Source organism: Lujinxingia vulgaris, assembly GCF_007997005.1.
Classification (GTDB): domain Bacteria; phylum Myxococcota_A; class Bradymonadia; order Bradymonadales; family Bradymonadaceae; genus Lujinxingia.
The window spans coordinates 69915-89988 of record NZ_VOSL01000020.1 but is presented as its reverse complement, the minus strand read 5'-3'; the positions used below and the strand labels follow the sequence as shown (position 1 = coordinate 89988).

Here is a 20074-nt window from a genome sequence, read left to right as displayed (position 1 = left end):
GTTTTTCCTTTTGTTCTCGGGACCGGCGAGTCCCACACGACTCGCCGCACGTGCGGCAACCTATGAGGGGAGGTTTGAGGACGTCAACGCCGCGCGCCTCCCCCTTTGTCTGGCCGTGTCTACAATCAGCACGGCCTCGGTCACCGATGACTACGATCACTGCGGGGGGGAACAACGCCATGCCGAAGACGCCATGGTATCAGGACGCCATCATCTACGAAGTTCATGTGCGCTCGTTCTTTGATAGCGACGGCGACGGCATCGGCGATCTGCGCGGGCTGACCCAGCGCCTGGACTACCTCGAAGAGCTCGGCGTCACCGCCCTGTGGCTGCTGCCCTTCTACCCCTCCCCGCTTAAAGACGATGGCTACGACATCGCCAGCTACACCGAGGTGCACCCGGACTACGGGACGTTGCGCGACTTCCAAACATTCCTGCGCGAGGCCCATCGCCGCGGTTTAAAGGTCATCACCGAGCTTGTGCTCAACCACACCTCCGACCAGCACCCCTGGTTTCAGCGGGCCCGCCGCGCCCCGCGGGGCTCGGTGGAGCGCGACTTCTACGTCTGGAGCGACACCCCGGATCGCTACCGCGAGGCGCGCATCATCTTCAGTGACGTCAAGCACTCCAACTGGACCTACGATCCGGTCGCCGGCCAGTACTTCTGGCATCGCTTCTACGACCACCAGCCCGACTTAAACTTCGACAACCCCCAGGTGCGAAAGGCCGTCTTCGAGATCGTCGACTTCTGGATGAAGATGGGCATCGACGGGCTGCGCCTGGACGCCATCACCTACCTCTACGAGCGCGAGGGCACCACCTGCGAGGGGCTGCCTGAGACGCACGCCTTTCTGCGCGACCTGCGCGCCCATGTCGATGAGCGCTACGAAGACCGCATGCTCCTGGCCGAGGCCAACCTCTGGCCCGAAGACGCCGTAGCCTTCTTTGGCCAGGGCGACGAATGCCATATGGCCTTTCATTTCCCGCTGATGCCGCGCCTCTTTATGGCGGTGGAGATGGAGGATCGTCAGCCCATCGTCGACATCCTCGATCAGACCCCGGAGCTTCCCGAGGGCTGCCAGTGGGCGCTCTTTTTGCGCAACCACGACGAGCTCACCCTGGAGATGGTCACCGACGAGGAGCGCGACTTTATGTACCGCGCTTTTGCCCCGGAGCTGCGCATGCGCGTCAACCTGGGCATCCGCCGCAGGCTCGCGCCTATTTTGCGCGGTGACGGGCGCAAGATCCGCCTGCTCTACGCCCTTTTGCTCTCCCTGCCCGGCACGCCCATCCTCTATTACGGCGATGAGATCGGCATGGGCGACAACTACCACCTGGGCGACCGCAACGGCGTGCGCACCCCGATGCAGTGGAGCGCCGATCGCAACGGGGGCTTCTCGCGCGCCAACCCCCAGAGCCTCTTTTTGCCGGTGATCACCGACCCCGCCTACCACTACATGAGCACCAACGTTGAGACCCAGGAGAACGCCCCGGCCTCCTTACTGCGCTGGGTCAAACGCCTGATCAGCATTCGCCAGAACAGCCCGGCGCTTAAGAGCGGCGATCTGACGATGGTGCCCTGCACCAACCACCGGGTGCTGGCGATGCGCCGCACCACCGAGGACGACGACGCCCTGCTGGTGCTCAACCTCTCGCACGCCGCCCAGCACGTGCATCTGGACTTAAGCGATGCGGCCGAGCGCTGGCCTGTTGAATTATGGGGCCGCACACAGTTTCCCCCGACTCACCCGGAGCGTGCGCGGCGCTACGCCCTCTCGCTGGCGCCTTACGGATTCTACTGGTTCAACCTCTCCAAACGCCCGCTGGATGAGGCCCACCTGATGGAGCCCCCCTCCCCGCGCGGCCCTCTGGAGGTGCGCGAAGACTGGTCGGCGATCTTTGAGGGACGCATGCGCGCGCCCTTTCTGCGTCGCGTCACCGAGTTCATGCATCGCCAGCCCTGGTTCAACCCCCGCGCCCGCCGCCTTGAGACGCTGGAGATCCAGGAGCGCATCCGCCTGCGCTGGGAGGAGGGCCTCACCCTGATCTGCCTGATCGAGGCGACCTTTCTCGACGGTGAAAACGAGATCTACATGCTGCCCATCGGCTTCTCCACCGACCGACGCGCCGATCGCATCCGCGAGCAATCCCCGCACGCCATCATCACTCAGCTGCGCCTGGAGCGCAGCGGAGAGAACGGCGAGCTCTACGACGCCTCAGTCAACCCGGGCTTTGTCAGCGCGCTGCTCGGCTACATCCGCAAGAGCTGGTCCCTCAACGGCATGGAGGGAAGTTTCAAAGGCCACTGGGTGGAGCACTTCCAGGACCTCACCCCCGAACACCTCAGCGCCCTTCCCATCCGTGTTCTGGAGGTCAACCACACCCACACCTCGGTGGTCTTCGGCGAAGATCTCGTCGTCAAACTCTTCCGTCGCCTGGAGTCGGGGCGCTCCGTCGACGTGGAGGTCGGCCACTTCTTATTGGAGCGCGACTTTCCCGGCGTCGCCCCGCTCACCGGCCACCTCGACTACCACCGCGGCCGCTGGGAGCCGACGACTCTGGCCACGGTCCACCGCTTTGTGCCCCACCGCGCCGACGGGCTGACCTGGTTTCTGGATCACGCCACCGACCACCTCCAGCACCGACGCCCCGAGCAGCCCGGGCCCCCGGAGCTCCTCGACGGGGTGCGCGCACAAACGCTCATCAGCCTCAACCCGGACGACTTCGATCTGGCCGACGACGACCGCGTCTTCCTCAATCAGGCGCGCCAGCTCGGGCAGCGCGCCGCCGAGCTGCACACCGCGCTGGCCAGCGGGCTGCCCGAGACCCCCTTTGAGCCCACGCTCTTCTCCACCTCCTACGAGCGCACCCGCTACCACTCCATGCGCACCCTGACCCTTCGCACCATGCGCCTGCTGCGCCGGCGGCTCAGCACGCTGGAGTCGCACCAGGCCATGGCGCGCCTGGTGCTCGACCAGGAGCCCGAGATCCTGGCCCGCTTCAAGACCATAGTCGGCCGGGGCCTGGGCGGGCTTCGCATCCGCATTCACGGCGACTTCCACCTCGAAGAGGTGCTGCGCACCGTCGATGACTTTGTGATCATCGATCTGGAGGGTCACCCCTGGCTTCCCATTGGCGAGCGACGCATCAAGCGCACGCCGCTGCGTGACGTGGCCACCATGCTGCGCTCCTTTCATCACACCAGCCTGTTGGCCTGGCAGCGAACCTGCCGCGCCGACTTCCCACGCGACCTCGATCCCGGCGATCGCCCCGAAGCCCTGGAGATCTTCAAAGCCGCGCAGCGCTGGTACGCGCTCTGCGCTCACGCCTTCTTAAGCGGCTACCTCCCCCCGGCCACCTCGGCAGGATTTCTGCCCAACACCCCCGAGGGCATCGCGGAGCTCCTCGACGTGATGCGCCTTCAAAAAGCCCTGCGCCAGCTTGAGCATGACCTGGAGCGCGGCGAGCCCATCGAGCTCTCCCTGATCGCGGTGACCACCCAGCTGATGGCGTAAGTCCGGGCGATGTGCGCCACCGACGCCATCGGCCCCCCGCCTTAGCGGCTCTTGAAGATCGACACCGCCGAGCCTCGCCCGCCCTCCGCGTCGTAGACGTGCACATGCACCATGAGCTCACCACGGGCGAAGGTGGCGATCTCCCCCTGGATATCCTCATCGTGGATCACCGAGGCATCGATCAGCCCCTCGATCATCATCGCGCTGGGCTGAAGCTCCCAGCCCCGCGCGGCCATCGCCTTCTCATAGAAGTCGAGCGTGGCTTTGCGCCCGGCCGGCGTATCAAACGAGAGCATCAGGTAATCCTTCTCCGCGCCGGTACCTGCCACGCGCGAGGAGCGCACGCACCCGGGGCAGGCAGGGATCCCGTCGTCGACCTCCCCGAGCAGCGTCACGCCGGGCGCATCCGGGCGAAACTTCGTCAGGTCGACGTTATCCTGGCTGTACACCGCGACCACCTGCGTGCGCGGGTTCTCCGGGGTGCGAAACGCCTCCACAAAACGCGTCGCTTTGACCGCCTTCTGCACCGCCTCCTCATCGTCGGCAAGCTCCATCGCCACGCCGATGACGTCCTCCAAGGTCTCGATCTCGCGATGAAGCTCCACACCGTTCAACGAGATATACCCGTCGGTCTCTTTGACCGGTACCAGCCCGCCGCGGAAGAAGTCGATCGACGCCTCCAGAAACTCTGCCTTCACCTCCGCGGGGCTCTCCTCCTCCAGAACACTCATCGGATCGACCGGGTAGGTGTAGACGCGCTCATTAAGCCCGGCTTTGACCATCTCGGCCTGCAGGCGCAGGCTCACATCGAGCGGTGGCTCATCGGTCTCATCGAAGGCAAAATAGATGAGGTTGCCATTCCAGTCGTAGGCCCGGGCGTTGTCCAGGCCGGCCGACTCCAGCGCCTCCACAAAACGCTCCTGGCCGCTGCGGTGCACCAGGCTGAGCCAGGCGATATCGGCCTCCGCCTCGGGCACTCCCTGTGGCGAGGCCACCAGCATCGCCGCGCCGATCGCCACGATCAGCGCGCCACAGGCTCCCAGCTTCAACCCCGTCTTCAGCATCGTCGTCATCGTGTCACCTTCAGGTCCGAAGCGCGCGCACACATGCGCTTCGCTCCCGGTAAAACCACTTAGAAGTTGGGCACCGAGTAGCGTTCATTGGGAAGCGTCGATCGCCAGAAATCGAGCAGTCGGCTATAGGGTTTTCGTATCTCCGCTGAGGTCCGCCCGACCAGAAACGCGCGCTGCTCCGGCGAAAGCGGTCCATCCGGGGTCGGCGAGACGAGCGCGTTGTAGGAGCGCGTCAGCGTGCGGGTATGACCGGTGGTAAAGGTCACCGTCGCGGTATGCCCCGCATCGACCTGACCGTAGCGAATCCCGGCGCCAAAGCCAGCCGTCGCACCTGTAATCGAGATCGCAGTGCCAGCCACAGCTCCGATGATATCTCCTAGAGAGCTGGGACGGCCCCCCATGCTGGTGGCCAGCGCATCGAAATGCAGCGTGTCATTGACCATCATCGTGGCCACGTGCGCGTTGCCCACGATCTCGGTGGGGTTGGAGGTGATCTTGCGCGCCATCCGACCGTACTCGCCACGGTTGGGGATGGTGCGCCCGGTCAGCCCGAACATCATCGGCTGGGCGTAAAGTCGGGAGTGCCCCCAGTGGCCGGTGGCCCCCAGATAGCCGGCCTCCAGCGTGCGCAACCAGCTGTCGTGCGAGCCCAGCCCGGCCCACTCGTAGCGCGCGCTCATGCGCAGATCGTCGTCTTCGGCCTGGTAGACCTGCCGCCACATCTCGGTGGCCGCGTCACGCGTTACATAGGACTGTGCCCGCGCCGGACGCCCCAGATTCATGATGCCGATAAAGAGCGTGATGAAGATCGGGATCGTCATCACAAACTCGGTCATGGAGGTGCCGCGCTCATCGCGCAGCAATGCGTTGATGCGTCCGATCATTTGGCCAACCCCTCAATGCGCGCGCTGTTTAGTCCCTGGACGGCCAGCTCAATCGCGATGACCTCATCAAGCATCTGCGAGAAGGCATTGGTGCCGCTGAGTGAGTGCGGGTGCGTGATCAAGTCGGCGCCAAAAACTCGATCGAAGACGTGGGTCACCGTGGTCACATACGCCAGCGTTCCGGCCGAGTCGTGGAAGGCGTCGGCCAGATCGAAGTTCGAGAGCGCGTTCCACTCCCCGGGAAGCGCCACCGGGCGAATGCGCGCGCTCCAGCGGGGCTCCCAGAGGTTAGGGCGCTCGTTTTTCTGGAACGCGTATTCGGCGCGCGAGAGCTTCCAGGTGCCACCGGCGCGCGGACTGCGCGCGCTGTAATCCGAACCCATCACACTGTAATTCTTACGCCCCTGCGCATCGTCCATCATCGACGCATTCGGCCTGAAGCCGAACATCAGGGTCGAGGTGCGCAGCTGCCAGGCCGCCGGGCTCGAAGGCGACTCCAGAATAAAGGGACGCCCCACCGTACCCGCCCCGGCCCTGTTCCAGACCCGCAACGCCGCGCTGGTCCCGCCGCGCCGCCCGCGTCCCATGCAGTTCTCCCACCAGGTGCGCGCCAGAATCGCATCCGCCGGGCGCACGATATGTTTGGAGTCCAGCAGCGTGCTGAACCCGGTGGCAACGGCCATCGCCATAATGCGCGAGGCCTTCATCGTGCCCGAACCCCGGTTTTTGCCCTCGGCAATCGAGATGCCCGACTTAAGCGCGATGTCGGCGGCATGCCAGAGGCGGTCATCGCCGGTGCGCGCCCGCTCGCAGGTGTCGCTCCAGTTTCCGCGCCGCACCGGCAACGTCGATGCGTGGCGCTGGCTCGCATCAAAAGGCGGCGGCGGATACCCCACCGTCACCGGCGCCTGGTTGTAGATGCCCCGGGCCACGCCCTCGGTCCACGCCCAGAAGGGCGTGATCGCCACCATGTAGCGCTGGTAGTTATCAAACGCTTTGAGCTCCCGCGCATAAAAACGCGAGGTCAACGAGCGCGAGCTCCAGTTGTAGATATCGTTGGGCAAGGGCAACGAGATCAGGCTGTTGATGGGCGGCGGCAACCAGGCGTAGTCCGGCGCGCCCCACTCGGTGCGCTCCGGCCAGCGCTTCACACACCCCAGAATGGGAACGCGGATCATGCACTTGCGGCTCTTGCCATAGATCCGCCCCCGGTCTCGCCGCTCCGCGCTGACCAGGCTCCGCGCCCCGGCGGCCGCCTGCGCCACCTGACTGCAGATCGAGGCCAGCGGCGGCACCACCACCGAGGCCGCGCACACCGCCACCGCCAGGTAGGTGGCCATCATGTTGATGTTGGAGAGCCACTGGTTGACGTTGATGTAGGTGTTGACCATCCCCACCGTCATGCGCTTGCCGACGTTGGTGTAAGCCACCATGTTCATCGAGCGCGCCTGAATCGCCGCCTGGCTAAACGCCGCAGCGTCCGTGCTGTGCTGCACATGCACATTGGTCGAGGCCGCATCGCCCGCGTCAAAGACCACCATCGCGCTGAGCAGCACAATCAGGCTGGCCGCCAGCGCCAACAGCACCATCGCCCCGCCCTCATCGCGGTGCATTGAATTCACCATCGTTCGCATCATCGACCTCCCTTCACGGCGTGCGGTGATTGACACCGTGGGGTTGACGGGGAAAGGCGTACTCATGCTCCCAGGTGCGGTAGTAGCCGGGGCGGCCTCCGGTGCCCGAGAAGAAGCGGCGCTCTCCAAAGAGCCCCCCCACAAGAGGCATCGCCAGGTAATGATGGAAGCTAAAGCGCACGCCGGTCGACGTGGCGTTATGCACCACCCCGGGGTCTTCTCCGGCGATCAGGCCCTCACCGACATCGGTCATCATGTAGGCAAAAAGAAACTTGCGGACCGCGCGTCGATCCAGCGCATCGGAGTCAAAGGCCCGCGCCGCGCTGAGCTCGGTGGTGGAGTTGTTGCCCCCGACCGGCACCAGCAGGCTGGCGATGCCGCCGCCGGAGACGTCCAGGGCAAAACGCGCGTACATTGCCCGCGCCATCGCCGTGGCCTGCGGACTGATGCCGCTGCCCACCATCTGCATATCGCCGGCGACCACCGGCGTCATCACCAGCGCCACGGCGATGCGCACGCGCTCGTTCACCTCGGCCTGAGTGACGCCGCTGCGCCCGCTGTCAGCCTCCGGCTGCCACACCCAGGCGGCGCGTGCGCCCTGGTACCCGGCCACCGGAATCAGCGCCGCGGTGATGTTCACAATCGAGAGCTGCAAGAGCCCGAAGGTCAGCAACAAAAAGACCGGCATCACCGCCAGCGTCTCGATAAAGACCGCCCCCTGCGCCGGTTTGAAGCGGCGTTGCAGGCGCGCCTCCTTGCTCGAAAGCCTCCCTCGCAGCGCGCTGAACGCCCCGTAGACAAGCCCCCAGCAGAGCGCCGCGATGCCCACATGCAAGCTGGCGCGAAGCGCCAGCGCGCTCGCCACCTTTGAGGACTCCGCCCCGCTCTGCCACATCAAGTCGAGGTGCGCGCCCGGAAGCTGCCACAGCGCCAGCGCCACACCGAGCGCCAAAACGCCGCCCAGGTGCAATCCCAGCTGCCCCAGCACATCTCCGGGCCCTTCCGGCGCACGTCGGTGTACCCGCGGCCCCCTCTCGGAGACCCGGCCCTCGTGCTCCTGCGTGATTTTCAAACCCTGTCCTCCACAGAGTCGCCCCCTGACTTCATCCATCACTTCATGCGTTGTGCGGGGGCGGCGTTAAACCTTGTGAACCCATACTAACGAAGCCGGCGCATTCGATTCAACGGCAAAGATTGCGTCGGCCCCGAAAGGCGAGCAACCAGCCGCGGCGCGCCGAAGCAACCGCCAACGCCCTGTCACCCCGCATCCCCCCAGCTTTTAAGGCTGAGGCGCAATCGGACCCAACCCCTCACTCACCACCGAGATCTGCGCCGGCGTCGCAAACCCCTCGCCGGGCTGCGGCCCCTCCAAAAAGCGCTCCGCCCAACGGTACACGTCGCTCGCCTGAATGATCCGCCGCATCGCGCGCATCCGGGTGCGCCGACGCGCCTCGTCCATCTGCACCGCCCGCGCCATCGCGTCGGCGGTGGCCTCCCGATCGTAGGGGTTGACCAGCACCGCCCCCTCTCCGAGCTGCGCGGCCGCGCCGGCAAACTCACTGAGCACCAGCGCCCCGTTCTCATCGACCTGGCAGGCACAATACTCCTTGGCCACAAGGTTCATCCCATCCCGAAGCGGCGTGACCAGCGCCACCACCGCCAGCCGGTAGAGCGCGGCGAGTTCTACCGGATTGACCCGGTTGTAGAGGTAGCGGATTGGCTGCCAGCCCGAGGTGCTAAAGCGCCCGTTGATGCGTCCCACCACGCGGTCAAACTCCCGCTTCAGCGAGCGATACTCGCTCACGTTCTCCCGGCTGGGCACCACCAGCTGAAAGAACATCACCTCTTCACGAAGATGAGGATGCCGCTCCAACATCAGCTCAAACGCCCGCAACCTGTGAATCAACCCCTTGGTGTAATCGAGCCGGTCGATGCCCAGAAACATCCGATACGCCCCGATCTCGTCCTGCAGCGCGCGCACCCGCTCCTCCACCTCCGCGCTCGCTGCGCGCTCCGAGAACGCCTCGAAGTCCATGCCGATCGGAAACGCCCCCACCTCCACCCGCCGCCCGTCCTCGGCCACCAGCAAGGCATCGCCACCCTCATGGCGCAGCACCCCGCCCACCCCGAAGGCCTCCGCACAGCGCACGAAGTTGCGCACATCCCGCGCGGTCTGAAACCCCACCAGATCATAGGCCAGAAGCGCCCTTAAGAGCTCACGCCGCCAGGGCAACTTCGCGTAGTTCTCCATGCCCGGAAACGAGATGTGCAAAAAATGCGCAAGCCGCCCCTTATGCCCCAGCTCCCTTAAGCGCTGCCCCACCTCAAAGAGCTGGTAATCATGCACCCACACCAGGCCCTCGCCCCCCGCACAGCGCATCGTCGCCTCGGCAAAACGCTGATTCACCCCGCGATACCGCTCAAAATCCGACGCCTCAAAGCTGCAACGGTCCGCAAACCCGTGAAAAAGCGGCCAGATCACCGAGTTGGAGAACCCCTCATAATACCCCTCATACGCCGCCCGACTCATCGTCACCGGCTCCAGCGCATAGCCGGCCCGCTGGCCAGCCCGCTGCAACCCCTGGGTCCACCCCTGCCCGTCCTCATCGACCACCCCGGGCCACCCTACCCAGCAGCCCCCCTGCCGCTCCAGAATCGGACGCATCGCCGCGACCAGCCCCCCCGCCCCCGGCTCCACCTTCCAGCTTCCGCCCCTCTGACGCATCACTACTGGCAGGCGATTGGACACCACCGTCAACGGCCCTAACGCTGTCATGCTCGCTCCTGGTCTGGTGCTCGTTCTCTGGCACGATGTGCAACTCCTTAGAAGCCTAGGCACCCCCTCAACGCGACAAGCAATCCGAGCGCATAGACACTACGCCCGGCTCGACAAGAACATTTTGCTTCACTGCGAATCCCCGTGGTACCGTGAGCCCTCTGGTCGTTCGGGACCAGATCACGATGTAATGCAAGGAGATTTACCATGTTGAAACGACTGCTGCTGTCTTTCCTGCTCGTCTCGGGCATGTCCTTAACCACAGTCGCCTGCTCGGACGACCCGGACGATGGCGACAACCCCGTCCTCGACGCCGGCGAGGACGCCAACGAGCCCGATGCCGACGCCGAGGAGCCCGACGCCGGGGAGCCCGACGCCGAGGAGCCCGACGCCGAAGAGCCCGACGCTGAGGAGCCCGACGCTGAGGAGCCCGACGCTGAGGAGCCCGACGCTGAGGAGCCCGACGCTGAGGAGCCCGACGCTGAGGAGCCCGACGCCGAAGAACCTGACGCAGATGAACCCGATGTCGATCCGGGCCCGACGACCGGCGAGCTCGACGATCCGGATATCACCGCCGAGAGCTGTGACGCGATCGATACGGTCGGGTGCTTCGTTAACGCCGACTGCGGCGCCTCGGAAGTCTGCTTCGACGTGAGCCGCGGAAACGACGTGGCATGCTGCGTGCCCGGCACCCGCGGCACCTACGAACTCGGCGAGACGTGCGACCCGGAGAACGGACAGCTGCAATGCGCCTCAAGTATTTGCATCCAGGATGACCCCGAGACCTTCAGCGTGTGCTCGGACGCCTGCGAGTCGAACGATGATTGCGTCGCTCCGGTCTCGGAATGCGTTTTCGGCCTCTGCCTGGCCCCCTGAGTCGAGCTTTGATGTAAGTTGAGCGTTATCTCGGCCGTGCCACGACGGTCAGAAAACGCCCGCTGCGCTCGCGCAGCGGGCGTTTTTTATGCGCCGCGCCCTCCCAAACCTGGGCACCCTTTCGCCCCTGGAAACGCGCCGCGCTTCGTTGTAGCGTCACGTCATCCACAAGCGCCTCCATGACAACGCCCTCCTGACGCCGCACCCACGCGCGACCCGACAGGGCGCCCTTGTCGGCGCGTGCTACCACGTGGCGAGGCACCCACACCTCGCCCCAATGATGACGCCGGGCAACCTCAAGGCCCGGACTACTGCCCCTGGATGACTGTATGAAAAACCTCCTCAAAGCCACCCTGCTCGCCATCGCCCTCGCCAGCACCACGCTCGCCTGCAAGTCCGACACGAGCAACGCGGAGCCGGCCGAAACCACCACTGAGCAAACCGCTCCCGCAGAAGAAGTCGCGCCGGCTGAAGAGGCCGCTCCCGCAGAAGAAGCCGCGCCCGCTGAAGAAGCCGCGCCCGCTGAAGAAGCCGCGCCCGCTGAAGAAGCTCCGCCCGCTGACGCGCCCCCCGAAGGTCAGGGCCAGCTCGACGACCCCTCCTTGGCTCAAATGGAAGACCTCGGCGCAACCGGCGCAACCCGGTGCAATTCCAACGACGACTGCAAGGCGGATGAAGTATGCTTCTCTAACTCATCGGATCCCACCACCCCCCGCTACTGCCTCGCCGGCACCCGCGGCACACGTAAATTCGGCGAGCCCTGCGATGAAGGCGTGGGCTCGCTGCAATGCGACACCGGTATTTGCCTTTGGTATCTGACTCCGGATGGCGAGCGCCGCACATGCACCATCCCCTGCGATGAAAACACCGAATGTCCCCAACCGCTGTCCCGCTGCATCTTCGGTGTGTGCAATTCGCCTACCGGCGACTGACACGTCGTCGCACATCCGACTCCCGGCCGGCGACCACGCCGGCCGGGATGTTTCTTGTTCAAAACGCACGGAGTTCTCTCATGGCCCCCTGGAAGCAACGCACGCTCGTCGCGCTCACAACCTGCCTGCTCACCGCCTGCTCCACCTCCCGGCAGGCCTCGGACGAGGGCGCTCCCGGTGAGCCGCGCCCCTTCGCCCTCGACACCTCCGAGTGGCCCGAGGAGCGCCGCGCCCTCGAAGCCGACTTCCACGCCTGGCTCAGCGAATACGCCCCGCTCGACGCCGCCCTGCGCCAGGGTGTTTCCAACTTCCACAGCGTGATTCAGCGGCGCTCCACCGGCCAAACAGCCCTCGACACGCGCCTCCGAAACTACCTGAAGGGCTCCAGCGACCCCGAACTCAACGCCTGGGGTTCAATGCGCCTGGCCCAGACCTACCTCAACTTCGCCTGCGAGGTTGAAGACATCACCGCCCCGCCTGGCCTCACCGCCGAGCAGGACCGCGCGTTCCGCGACAGCATCGACGCCATGGCCGCCGACCTCTTCACCAAAACAATCGCCACCCTCAACGCCGTCACCGAGCAGGGCGTCGACGCGTGGAGCGACAAGGCCGAATACCTGCGCCTTCACCTCGAACCGCCCACATCGGCGAGTTGTGAGACGACCTCGGCGTACTGGCGTCCCTGAGTGAAACGACCAGGGTGGATCCGACCTTTTCCCCCTTCATCCCCCTCAAAGGCGCGGATCCACTGCCTCACTCTCCAACGCCAGCACACCAAACACGCACTCATGCACCCGACGCAGCGGCTCCCGACGCACAAAACGCTCCAGCGCTTCGAGACCTAAGGCAAACTCCCGCCAGGCCAGCGAGCGCTTCTTTCCAACGCCGCGCTTTCGCAACAGTTCCAGATAGGCGGGCGTCGTGTACTCGGGACCGTAAATGATGCGCAGGTACTCGCGACCACGGCACTTCAGCGCCGGCTGCACGACACGCCCCCGACCGTCTCGGCTGATAAAATCAAAGGGTTTAATCACCATGCCTTCCCCGCCCTCGGCCGTCATCGCGTCCCACCAGGCGATGGCCTCGCGAACCTGCTCCTCATCCTGGAGTTCAACGACCCGGTAGCGCGTCGGATGCATCGACGCCCCTCCCGAGCCGGTGAGGTAGGTGGCAATCTGTTCCATATGCCAGAGGTTGGAGCGCTCGAAATACGTCCGCCCCTCGGTAGCCATGATGTGAAAAGGTGCCAGACGTATGTCATCGAGATGCTCGACTGGCCAGCAATACTGGCGGTACGCCTCCCGATAGCTGGCCACCATCGCGGCACGCTCCCCGGTCCGCGCGAGCAACGCATCAACATGGATCCCGCGCTCGCTCGCTTGCGCAAGCGCCCTCTCCGCAGCGCTGAGTGAGGCCTGACCAGCCGCCCCTACCCGCGCGTACTGCGATTCGAGCAAGGACTGCGCTTTCACCGACCAGGGCATCAACTCGGTATCCAGGCAAACCCAGTCCGTCTCAAAATCCTCCCAGAAACCGCTCGCGCTCAACGCGTTATGCACGCGGCTCAGAAGGCCCTGCTCGCGCTCTACATCCTGAAAAAAGGCGCGACCGGTACGCGTATATATGGTGCCCAGGCCAACATCGCTCAGCCCGAAGCGCTCGCGCACCGCATCCTCATCACGGCAGAGCACCACGATGGCTCGCGACCCCATATGCTTCTCTTCGCAGACGACCTTCTCGACGCCGTGCTTGCGATAGAACGCAAACGCCTCTTCCGGGGACTCCAGGTATCCCTCGCGACGTGACGTCTCGGTGGGCGACATGGTCGGCGGCAGGTAGACAAGCCACTTCGGATGCACCGCAAACCGACTGATCACCTCCAGGGCTGCGGCGCTCTGCCCCTCATCAATCGTAATAGAGCGCTGCAACGCCGTCTCAATGCGCATTCGACCGCTGAAGTCTTCCAGATCAAGCACCTGGTCGGCGTGGTGCTGCGCCGAGAGCAGCGCGACATCACCAGCGCGGGCGTTCTCGGCGATCGGCCGAATCGGCTCCGCATACACCCGCTGGGCCGCCACCGAGACAAGCTCTCGCTCCGGATAGCGTAGAGCCGTGAGTTCGCCACCAAAGACGCACCCGGTGTCGATATTGATCGTGCGATTGAGCCACTGCGCTTGAGGCACCGGCGTGTGACCGTACACAACCGTAGCCTCCCCCTTGTAGTCCGCCGCCCAGTCCCGACGCACCGGCAACCCGAGCTCATCGAGCGCGCCATCGGTATCGCCGTAAAGTGCAAAACTTCGCACCTTCCCCGATGCCCGACCGTGCATCTCCTCTTTGAGCCCGGCGTGAGCGACGACCAGGTTTCCGTCATCCAGCACCACGTGACTGACCAGGCTCTCAATGAACCCGCGCACCGCGTCTCGATAGTCGCCGCGTACGTTCTCTGGCAGCGCCTCAAGCTCTGCGACCGTCTTCTCCAGACCGTGGCGCAGCGTGACCTTGCGGCCCATAAGGTACTTGCGAAACTTGTCCTCGTGGTTGCCAGGCACACACAGCGCGCTGCCCGCGGCGACCATCTGTCGCGCCAGATCCAACGCCTCGAGCGAGCGCGGCCCGCGATCAATCAAGTCACCGACAAAGACCGCCCTCCTGCCCTCGGGGTGGCTCCAGACTTTCGAGTACGTGGAATCATGCGCCTCGCGACCTTCGGCGCTGGCCACCCACGTATACCCCAGGCGCTCCAGCAGCTCCTCGAGCTCGGTGCAGCAGCCATGCACGTCACCGATGATATCAAAAGGCCCACGCTCATCACGCCGATCGCTCCAGACCGGACGACGCTCGATCTCGAACGCATCGACCTCTTCCGGGCTCCTGAGGGTATGAATGATCCGAAACCCCTCTTTACCCAGACGCTTGAGCGAGCGCTTTAAGTCGCGACGCTGATGGGTGATCACATGGTCGCCGAAGTTGCGGTCGCGGCGAGCCGCGTTTCGCGCGCGGCAGACCTTCTCGGGGAGGTCGAGCACGATGGCCACGGGGAGCACATGGTACTTGCGCGCCATCGTCACCAGCGAACGCCGCGCAAAAGGTTTCACGTTGGTCGCATCGATCACCGTCAGAAGACCACGTTTGAGGCGCTTCTCAAGAATCACATGCAGCACCTCAAAGGCGTCATCAGTCGCATCGAGGTTGGACTCCTCATCGGAGACGAGCGCGCGACAACGATCCGAGGAGAGAACCTCGGTCGCTTTGAAATGTGTTGCGGCAAACGTCGACTTGCCCGCCCCCGAGCTGCCGATAAGCACCACCAGCGCCAGCTCCGGAATCTCCAGGTGTTGATTACCCACGGCCTACCTCCTCGCCACGTGTAAAGACGCCCATCTGCGTGGGCGCTCCCACGCCTTCAACCTCGTCGCCGATACCGCGGTAGCGCACCTCATAACCAAAGCGCTCGGCCAGCCCATCGCCCCACCCCTGGAACTGCTCCCGCGTCCACTCGAAGCGATGGTCATCATGGCGTCGCCCGCCAGCGGGAAGGCTCTCCCATACGCTGTTGTATTCGCGGTTGGGCGTGGTCACCACGAGCGTGCGCGGGCGCATATGCCGAAACACCATCTCCTCCAGGGTCGCGAGCCTGGGAGGATCGAGATGTTCGATCACCTCCACGAGCGCCGCCGCATCAAACTCTGCCAGGCGACGATCGCGGTAAAGCAGCGAGCCCTGCATCAAGACCACACGTTGATCCTGCACATCGGGCCACCCTTCCAGGCGCAGCCTGCGTGCAGCGCGCTCCAGCTCCCGATATGACACATCCACACCGACAAACTTCTCAAACTGGGCGTAGTCGCGAAGGCGCTCCATGAGCTGTCCCTCCCCGCACCCGAGGTCGAGCACCCGGGTTGCCCCGCTGGCCACAATCGCGCTGGCGACCGCGTCCATGCGCCGACTCTGCAGCGTGACGTGGGGCTCCGTCGACTCAGACACCGTCGCGTCGTCGATCCGAGCGTCGTCGGCCGGAGCGTCATCATCCTCCCGCAGCGCTTTGAGCGCGTCCTTCGTCAGCCCACGAAACTTCAGGTAGCGCCGCGCGATCAGCTCGCGCTCCGGATGGGGCTCCAGCCAGCCCTGCCCGTAGCGCAACAGCTTGTCGACCTCGGCATCGCCCACCCAGTAGTGCTTCTCCCCGTCGAGCACCGGCAGCAGCACATAGAGGTGCCCCAGCATCTGACTCAAGGGCATCGTCGCCGTCAGGGTCACGGCGAAACACGGCGAGCCTCCCCACGCGGGAAACGCCGGATCGAGGGGAAGACGCGTCGCCTCAACCTGATAGCCCAACGGCTCGAAAAGCCGCGCGATCATCGCACCATCACCCGGGCACGGCACCGCCGAGAGCTCCACCCGCAGGTCAATGGCCTTCGTCGCCAACTCGGGACGCTCTTTGCATTGCCCCGCCATCGCGCTTCGAAAGACCACTCCCAACGCCACACTGACAAACGACGACGCCACATAAGGCCGGTCATTCACATACTGGCGCAACGTCCAGCCCTCGCCATGTGCGCCCTCGTTGCCGCGCACAAGTCGCACCGGATCAACCTCCAGCAGCATCGCTGCCGTACAACGCTCCTCGCTCGCTTCCGGATAAAAGACGTGCACCTTGCCCGAGGCCACGTCAAAACTCTGCGCGCGCTCGGGATGTTTATAAAGTAAATACCCCAGATCGGTGGCGGGCTGGTGTGTGGTCGAGATGGTCAACAACATAGGTCTCTCTCAAAGCGCCTGATGCGATTTTTACTTCATGCCGGACTGAGCTCACTCCCAGACTCGCGATACCAGCTGGTACTACGTTGACGCTATCTCGCCCAGACCAACGAAGCGCGGACGAGAGCGAGTAAATCCCGCCCCCCGGAATAGCGCAGGGCTATCTAAACGCAAAAAGCTCTCCGACGTTCAACATTTGACGGAGAGCCTTCAAAAGCAACCCCCCCCTTATCGCTGCGCTCAGAACGACCAACCCAGATTGAGATTGAGTAGTACCCCGCTCCCACTCCTGCTGTCCGATGCGGTGAAGCCCCCGCTTGATGCCTGGGCAGCGACGGACGTGATCTGGTAGCCGACCTGAGCCATGAAGGTCAGCCCGGACGACCCCGCGACTTTATATCCCAGATAGGGCCCTGCGCTCAGGCCGCTGGCGGTGCTGCTGACGTTGTTGGCGTTGCTACTCGCAGAGAGCGACACGAGCTCTGCGCCCAGTTGCATGCCGTGGTCAAAATCACCCACGATGTAGAGATTAGCCTGCACGCCAGTCTCAAAAGCCAGCACGCCCTCGGAACTTCCGAGGCCAAAAATCGCCGCAAGGCCGAACCGATCCACCACCCGATACTCGTAGGTGACTTCGAAAAGCGGAACCGCAAGGTGAAGTGGCGAAAGCGTGATGGCGTGAGCATGCCCTGGATCACGCACGGGCTGCTCCTCGACGAAATTGCTCTCGGAGCCGACCGATGATTCCTGAGCCGTCGCGAACGCAGGAATGGCAAGCGAGGTGGCCATGCCGAGCGTACTTAAACAAACATGGAATGCTTTCATGACTTTTCCTGGACTTCTATTAAATTAATATAGAGCCGTGAGGCCACGTAGCGCTTTAAACCATTTCATACACGGACACGACCCACGGGTCGGCGCGGGTTGCCCGCGTGGTACGTCCTATGGGACGAGCTCGACACAGCCCGACTTAAGAAAGGTCCCCCGAACGACATGGCACCGGGTACGTAACACCTTGTTAACGGGTCGGTGAGCGCACTTCAACATGCAATCGCAGCCGGAACGCCAAAAACCTGCCTTGGACGCGCCGTCAGCAGATGTTGAAGTTGACCGATGTGAGGGAGCGTGTGGACTCGGGCAAGGCGCAAAGCGCAGGCGATGCTTTCTCGCGCGTTAATCCGCCTTTCGCCGCGCACCGGCTCAAGAATCGCCTTCACGCCCCAACAACTCACGCTTTCGCTCCACCCCCCACCGGTACCCCGAGATGCTCCCATCGCTGCGAACCACCCGGTGACACGGAATCGCCACCGCGATTTTATTGGCCGCACACGCCCCGGCCACCGCCCGCGCCGCTGTGGGCTCGCCAATGGCCCGGGCCAGCTCCCCGTAGGTCAACCGCTGGCCGGGTGGCACCGCCCGCAACGCCTGCCAGACCCGCCTCTGAAACGCCGTTCCCCGAATATCCAGGGGCAAATCGCAGCCCAGCTGCGGCGCCTCGACCATCCCGACAACCCGCGCCACAAGGCGCTCAAAGTCAGGATCTTCGCCGACCGGCTCCGCGTTGGGGAACTGGCGCTCCAGCTCATTCACCAACGCCCGGGCATCATCGCCCAGCGAAATCGCACACACGCCCTCTCCGCTCGCTGCCACCAGAACCGCGCCCAGCGCGCACTGCCCGACGGCAAAACGAATCGAGCGAAACGTCGCATCGTCGCGCCATTTCTTGTCTGACATGACCTCTTCTCCCGGCTCATCCTCATTGCCCCCTACAACCTACACGGCTCCCAGGCTCGGCCACACTCCAAACCCTGCTCGCGAAGCATGCCCCCCCAGCTCTCCTGCAAAAAAGAGCCGCGCTCGCTCACGAGCCCGGCTCTCCTGACGCTTCGCCATGTTCGAAACACGCACGCTTACCAGAGATACAGCCGCACATGGCCCCCGAACTCCACAAACTCCAGATTCCGACTCGGCAACACCCCCAGCCCCGGCCTCCACTCCAGCACCACATCGAGCGGCAGCGCCTGGAAGTTGAACTCAATGCCACCCACCAGTGAGACCGCTGTCCCGAACTGATCGTTCTCTGAACCGATCGCCCCGCCAATCCCCACATTCCACGCCAGCGCGAGCAGCTCCGAGCTAAAAAGCGCCGGCAGGTTCACCAGCAGATCGGCAGACGCCGCCAGCCCATCGCAGCTTCGCCAGCACCCGGCCGTGAACTGCATCGAGGTCGCTCCCCCAAAACTTTTCAAGGAAAGACCCGACGACACCAACGTCGAGCCCACGCCAATCCCGAAACTCCCCGGGTTACGTTGCGCGTGGGCGTCATCCGCAAACGAGGTACTCAAAACAAGGGTCGACAGGGCCAGCGCCATCAAAAATCGCATCATACGTCTACTCCACATCTATGCCATTTCATCCGTTGTGGTATCGAGCGCTCATCGCCCGAACGAAGGGGAAGCTCAACACACCTGCAAACTTGTCACCCTCCGCTGGCAAATCTTTACGTCTTCGATCGACGTGGACGCCGCGCCACCAGGCCATCTCATTGGCCGCCCCCTCCGTTCGTGCTACACGACCGCCTGCCCGACCCTTTGCAAGCGCGCTACGACGCCGCGATCAAACGCGCACGCTGCGACAGCCCCGACAGTCCCGAACGCATGGAGGCTCCTATGGCCACATTCTTCATCGCGATCACCCTCTTTTCCCACCTCATTCTCCCCCCGGCGTTGATCGTCTGGGTGGCACTCAGCCGCACCACCTCGCGCCTCTACTGGATTCTCGCGACAATTCTCACGGCGGCCTTCCTCGCTACGATGCACGTCGCCGGGGCCGGCTGGAGCTGGTTCGGCCTCACCTGGCGCTGGGTCTTTCTGGTGAGTTTTGGGCTCGCCATCGGACACTTTCTCTATCACCACTGGCCAACGCTGCCCTGGCTCCCCCCTGCAAAAACAAAATCATGGCTGGCAACGCTTCTCGTCGGGCTCCTCGCCGCCTACTTTCTAACATCCATCCCCTACCTGGTCTCGGCCGGCTCCCACGACATGCGTGCCACCGAGCTGACCTGGCCTCTGCCTGCCGGCGACTTCTTCGTCATGCACGGCGGCGGCAACGAGGCGGTCAATCACCACTTCCTTGTCCCCGCCCAGCGCTACGGCCTCGACATCGTGAAGCTCAACGACTTCGGCGTGCGCGCCCGCGGCCTCCTGCCCCCCGACCTCGACGCCTACGCCATCTACGGCACCCCCGTGCTCGCCCCCTGCGAGGGCGAAGTCCTCGCAACGCGCAGCGATCTGCCCGACCAGAAGCCGATGGAGATGGACCCCGACAATCTCCCGGGCAACTACATCACCCTCCACTGCCACGACCTCACCATCCTCCTCGCCCACCTGCGCCAGAACTCGCTCGTCGTCGACGTCGGCGACACCGTCACCGCCGGCCAACCCATCGCCGAGGTCGGCAACACCGGCAACACCTCCGAACCCCACCTGCATATGCATGCGGTCGAAGGCCGCGTCACCGACCACGACACGCTGGCCTTCGAGGGCAAAGGCATGCCCATGACCTTTGGCGGTCGGTTTTTGAAGCGGAACGATCGCGTTCAACCCAACTAAATGCGCCCGGAA

General features: G+C 64.3%; 14 protein-coding genes and 1 pseudogene. 5 read left to right on the top strand and 10 right to left on the bottom strand.

Annotation, left to right across the window (positions count from 1 at the left end):
* Positions 1–179: 179 nt before the first annotated feature.
* Positions 180–3515, top strand: coding sequence for a maltose alpha-D-glucosyltransferase (gene treS, locus FRC96_RS04620; protein ID WP_230469882.1), 3336 nt, complete (start codon positions 180–182; stop codon positions 3513–3515).
* Positions 3516–3556: 41 nt separating this feature from the next.
* On the opposite strand, the gene FRC96_RS04615 is transcribed toward treS, so the two are convergent.
* The 5 genes from FRC96_RS04615 to FRC96_RS04595 all read right to left on the bottom strand — a co-directional run bounded on the left by FRC96_RS04615 (position 3557) and on the right by FRC96_RS04595 (position 9882).
* Entirely contained in the window at positions 3557–4588 is a 1032-nt protein-coding gene (locus FRC96_RS04615; protein ID WP_146973245.1) for a hypothetical protein, read from the bottom strand.
* A 59-nt stretch (positions 4589–4647) separates the two neighbouring features.
* Positions 4648–5472: a TadE/TadG family type IV pilus assembly protein gene (locus FRC96_RS04610; protein ID WP_146973243.1), complete on the bottom strand. Its 825-nt coding sequence runs from the start codon at positions 5470–5472 to the stop codon at positions 4648–4650.
* Positions 5469–7106, bottom strand: coding sequence for a hypothetical protein (locus FRC96_RS04605; RefSeq protein ID WP_146973241.1), 1638 nt, complete (start codon positions 7104–7106; stop codon positions 5469–5471). Before FRC96_RS04605 ends, FRC96_RS04610 begins: the two co-directional genes overlap by 4 nt.
* Positions 7107–7119: 13 nt before the next feature.
* The gene (locus tag FRC96_RS04600; RefSeq protein WP_146973238.1) at positions 7120–8178 is read right to left on the bottom strand and encodes a hypothetical protein; all 1059 of its coding nucleotides are present in this window, start codon (positions 8176–8178) and stop codon (positions 7120–7122) included.
* A gap of 207 nt (positions 8179–8385) precedes the next feature.
* Entirely contained in the window at positions 8386–9882 is a 1497-nt protein-coding gene (locus FRC96_RS04595) for an alpha,alpha-trehalose-phosphate synthase (UDP-forming) (protein ID WP_146973235.1), read from the bottom strand.
* 207 nt (positions 9883–10089) lie between these two features.
* On the opposite strand from FRC96_RS04595, the gene FRC96_RS21815 reads away from it, so the two are divergent.
* From FRC96_RS21815 to FRC96_RS04580, 3 genes are all read left to right on the top strand, one after another.
* Entirely contained in the window at positions 10090–10758 is a 669-nt protein-coding gene (locus FRC96_RS21815; RefSeq protein WP_230469881.1) for a hypothetical protein, read from the top strand.
* 329 nt (positions 10759–11087) lie between these two features.
* Positions 11088–11690, top strand: a complete 603-nt coding sequence (locus tag FRC96_RS21810) for a hypothetical protein (protein WP_230469880.1) — start codon at positions 11088–11090, stop codon at positions 11688–11690.
* 80 nt (positions 11691–11770) lie between these two features.
* The gene (locus tag FRC96_RS04580) at positions 11771–12376 is read left to right on the top strand and encodes a hypothetical protein (RefSeq protein WP_146973233.1); all 606 of its coding nucleotides are present in this window, start codon (positions 11771–11773) and stop codon (positions 12374–12376) included.
* Between the two features lie 45 nt (positions 12377–12421).
* Here the strand turns inward: FRC96_RS04580 and FRC96_RS04575 are convergent, their stop codons facing one another.
* The 5 genes and pseudogenes from FRC96_RS04575 to FRC96_RS04555 all read right to left on the bottom strand — a co-directional run bounded on the left by FRC96_RS04575 (position 12422) and on the right by FRC96_RS04555 (position 18673).
* Complete coding sequence (locus tag FRC96_RS04575; protein ID WP_230469879.1) at positions 12422–15040, bottom strand: polynucleotide kinase-phosphatase; 2619 nt, start codon at positions 15038–15040, stop codon at positions 12422–12424.
* Complete coding sequence (locus FRC96_RS04570) at positions 15033–16451, bottom strand: 3' terminal RNA ribose 2'-O-methyltransferase Hen1 (RefSeq protein WP_146973230.1); 1419 nt, start codon at positions 16449–16451, stop codon at positions 15033–15035. The genes FRC96_RS04575 and FRC96_RS04570 overlap by 8 nt, the downstream gene beginning before the upstream one ends.
* A gap of 240 nt (positions 16452–16691) precedes the next feature.
* Positions 16692–17276 carry a hypothetical protein gene (locus FRC96_RS04565; RefSeq protein WP_146973227.1) on the bottom strand — a complete coding sequence of 195 codons (585 nt, stop codon included), beginning with the start codon at positions 17274–17276 and terminating at the stop codon, positions 16692–16694.
* A 375-nt stretch (positions 17277–17651) separates the two neighbouring features.
* Positions 17652–18146: pseudogene (locus FRC96_RS04560) on the bottom strand (methylated-DNA--[protein]-cysteine S-methyltransferase); the annotation flags it as partial.
* A 215-nt stretch (positions 18147–18361) separates the two neighbouring features.
* Positions 18362–18673 (bottom strand): hypothetical protein, encoded by a 312-nt coding sequence (locus FRC96_RS04555; RefSeq protein WP_146973222.1) that lies wholly within the window; start codon positions 18671–18673, stop codon positions 18362–18364.
* A 447-nt stretch (positions 18674–19120) separates the two neighbouring features.
* Between FRC96_RS04555 and FRC96_RS04550 the strand changes: the two genes are divergently transcribed.
* A complete protein-coding gene (locus FRC96_RS04550) occupies positions 19121–20062 on the top strand; it encodes a peptidoglycan DD-metalloendopeptidase family protein (RefSeq protein ID WP_230469878.1) in 942 nt (313 codons plus the stop codon).
* Positions 20063–20074 lie beyond the last annotated feature (12 nt).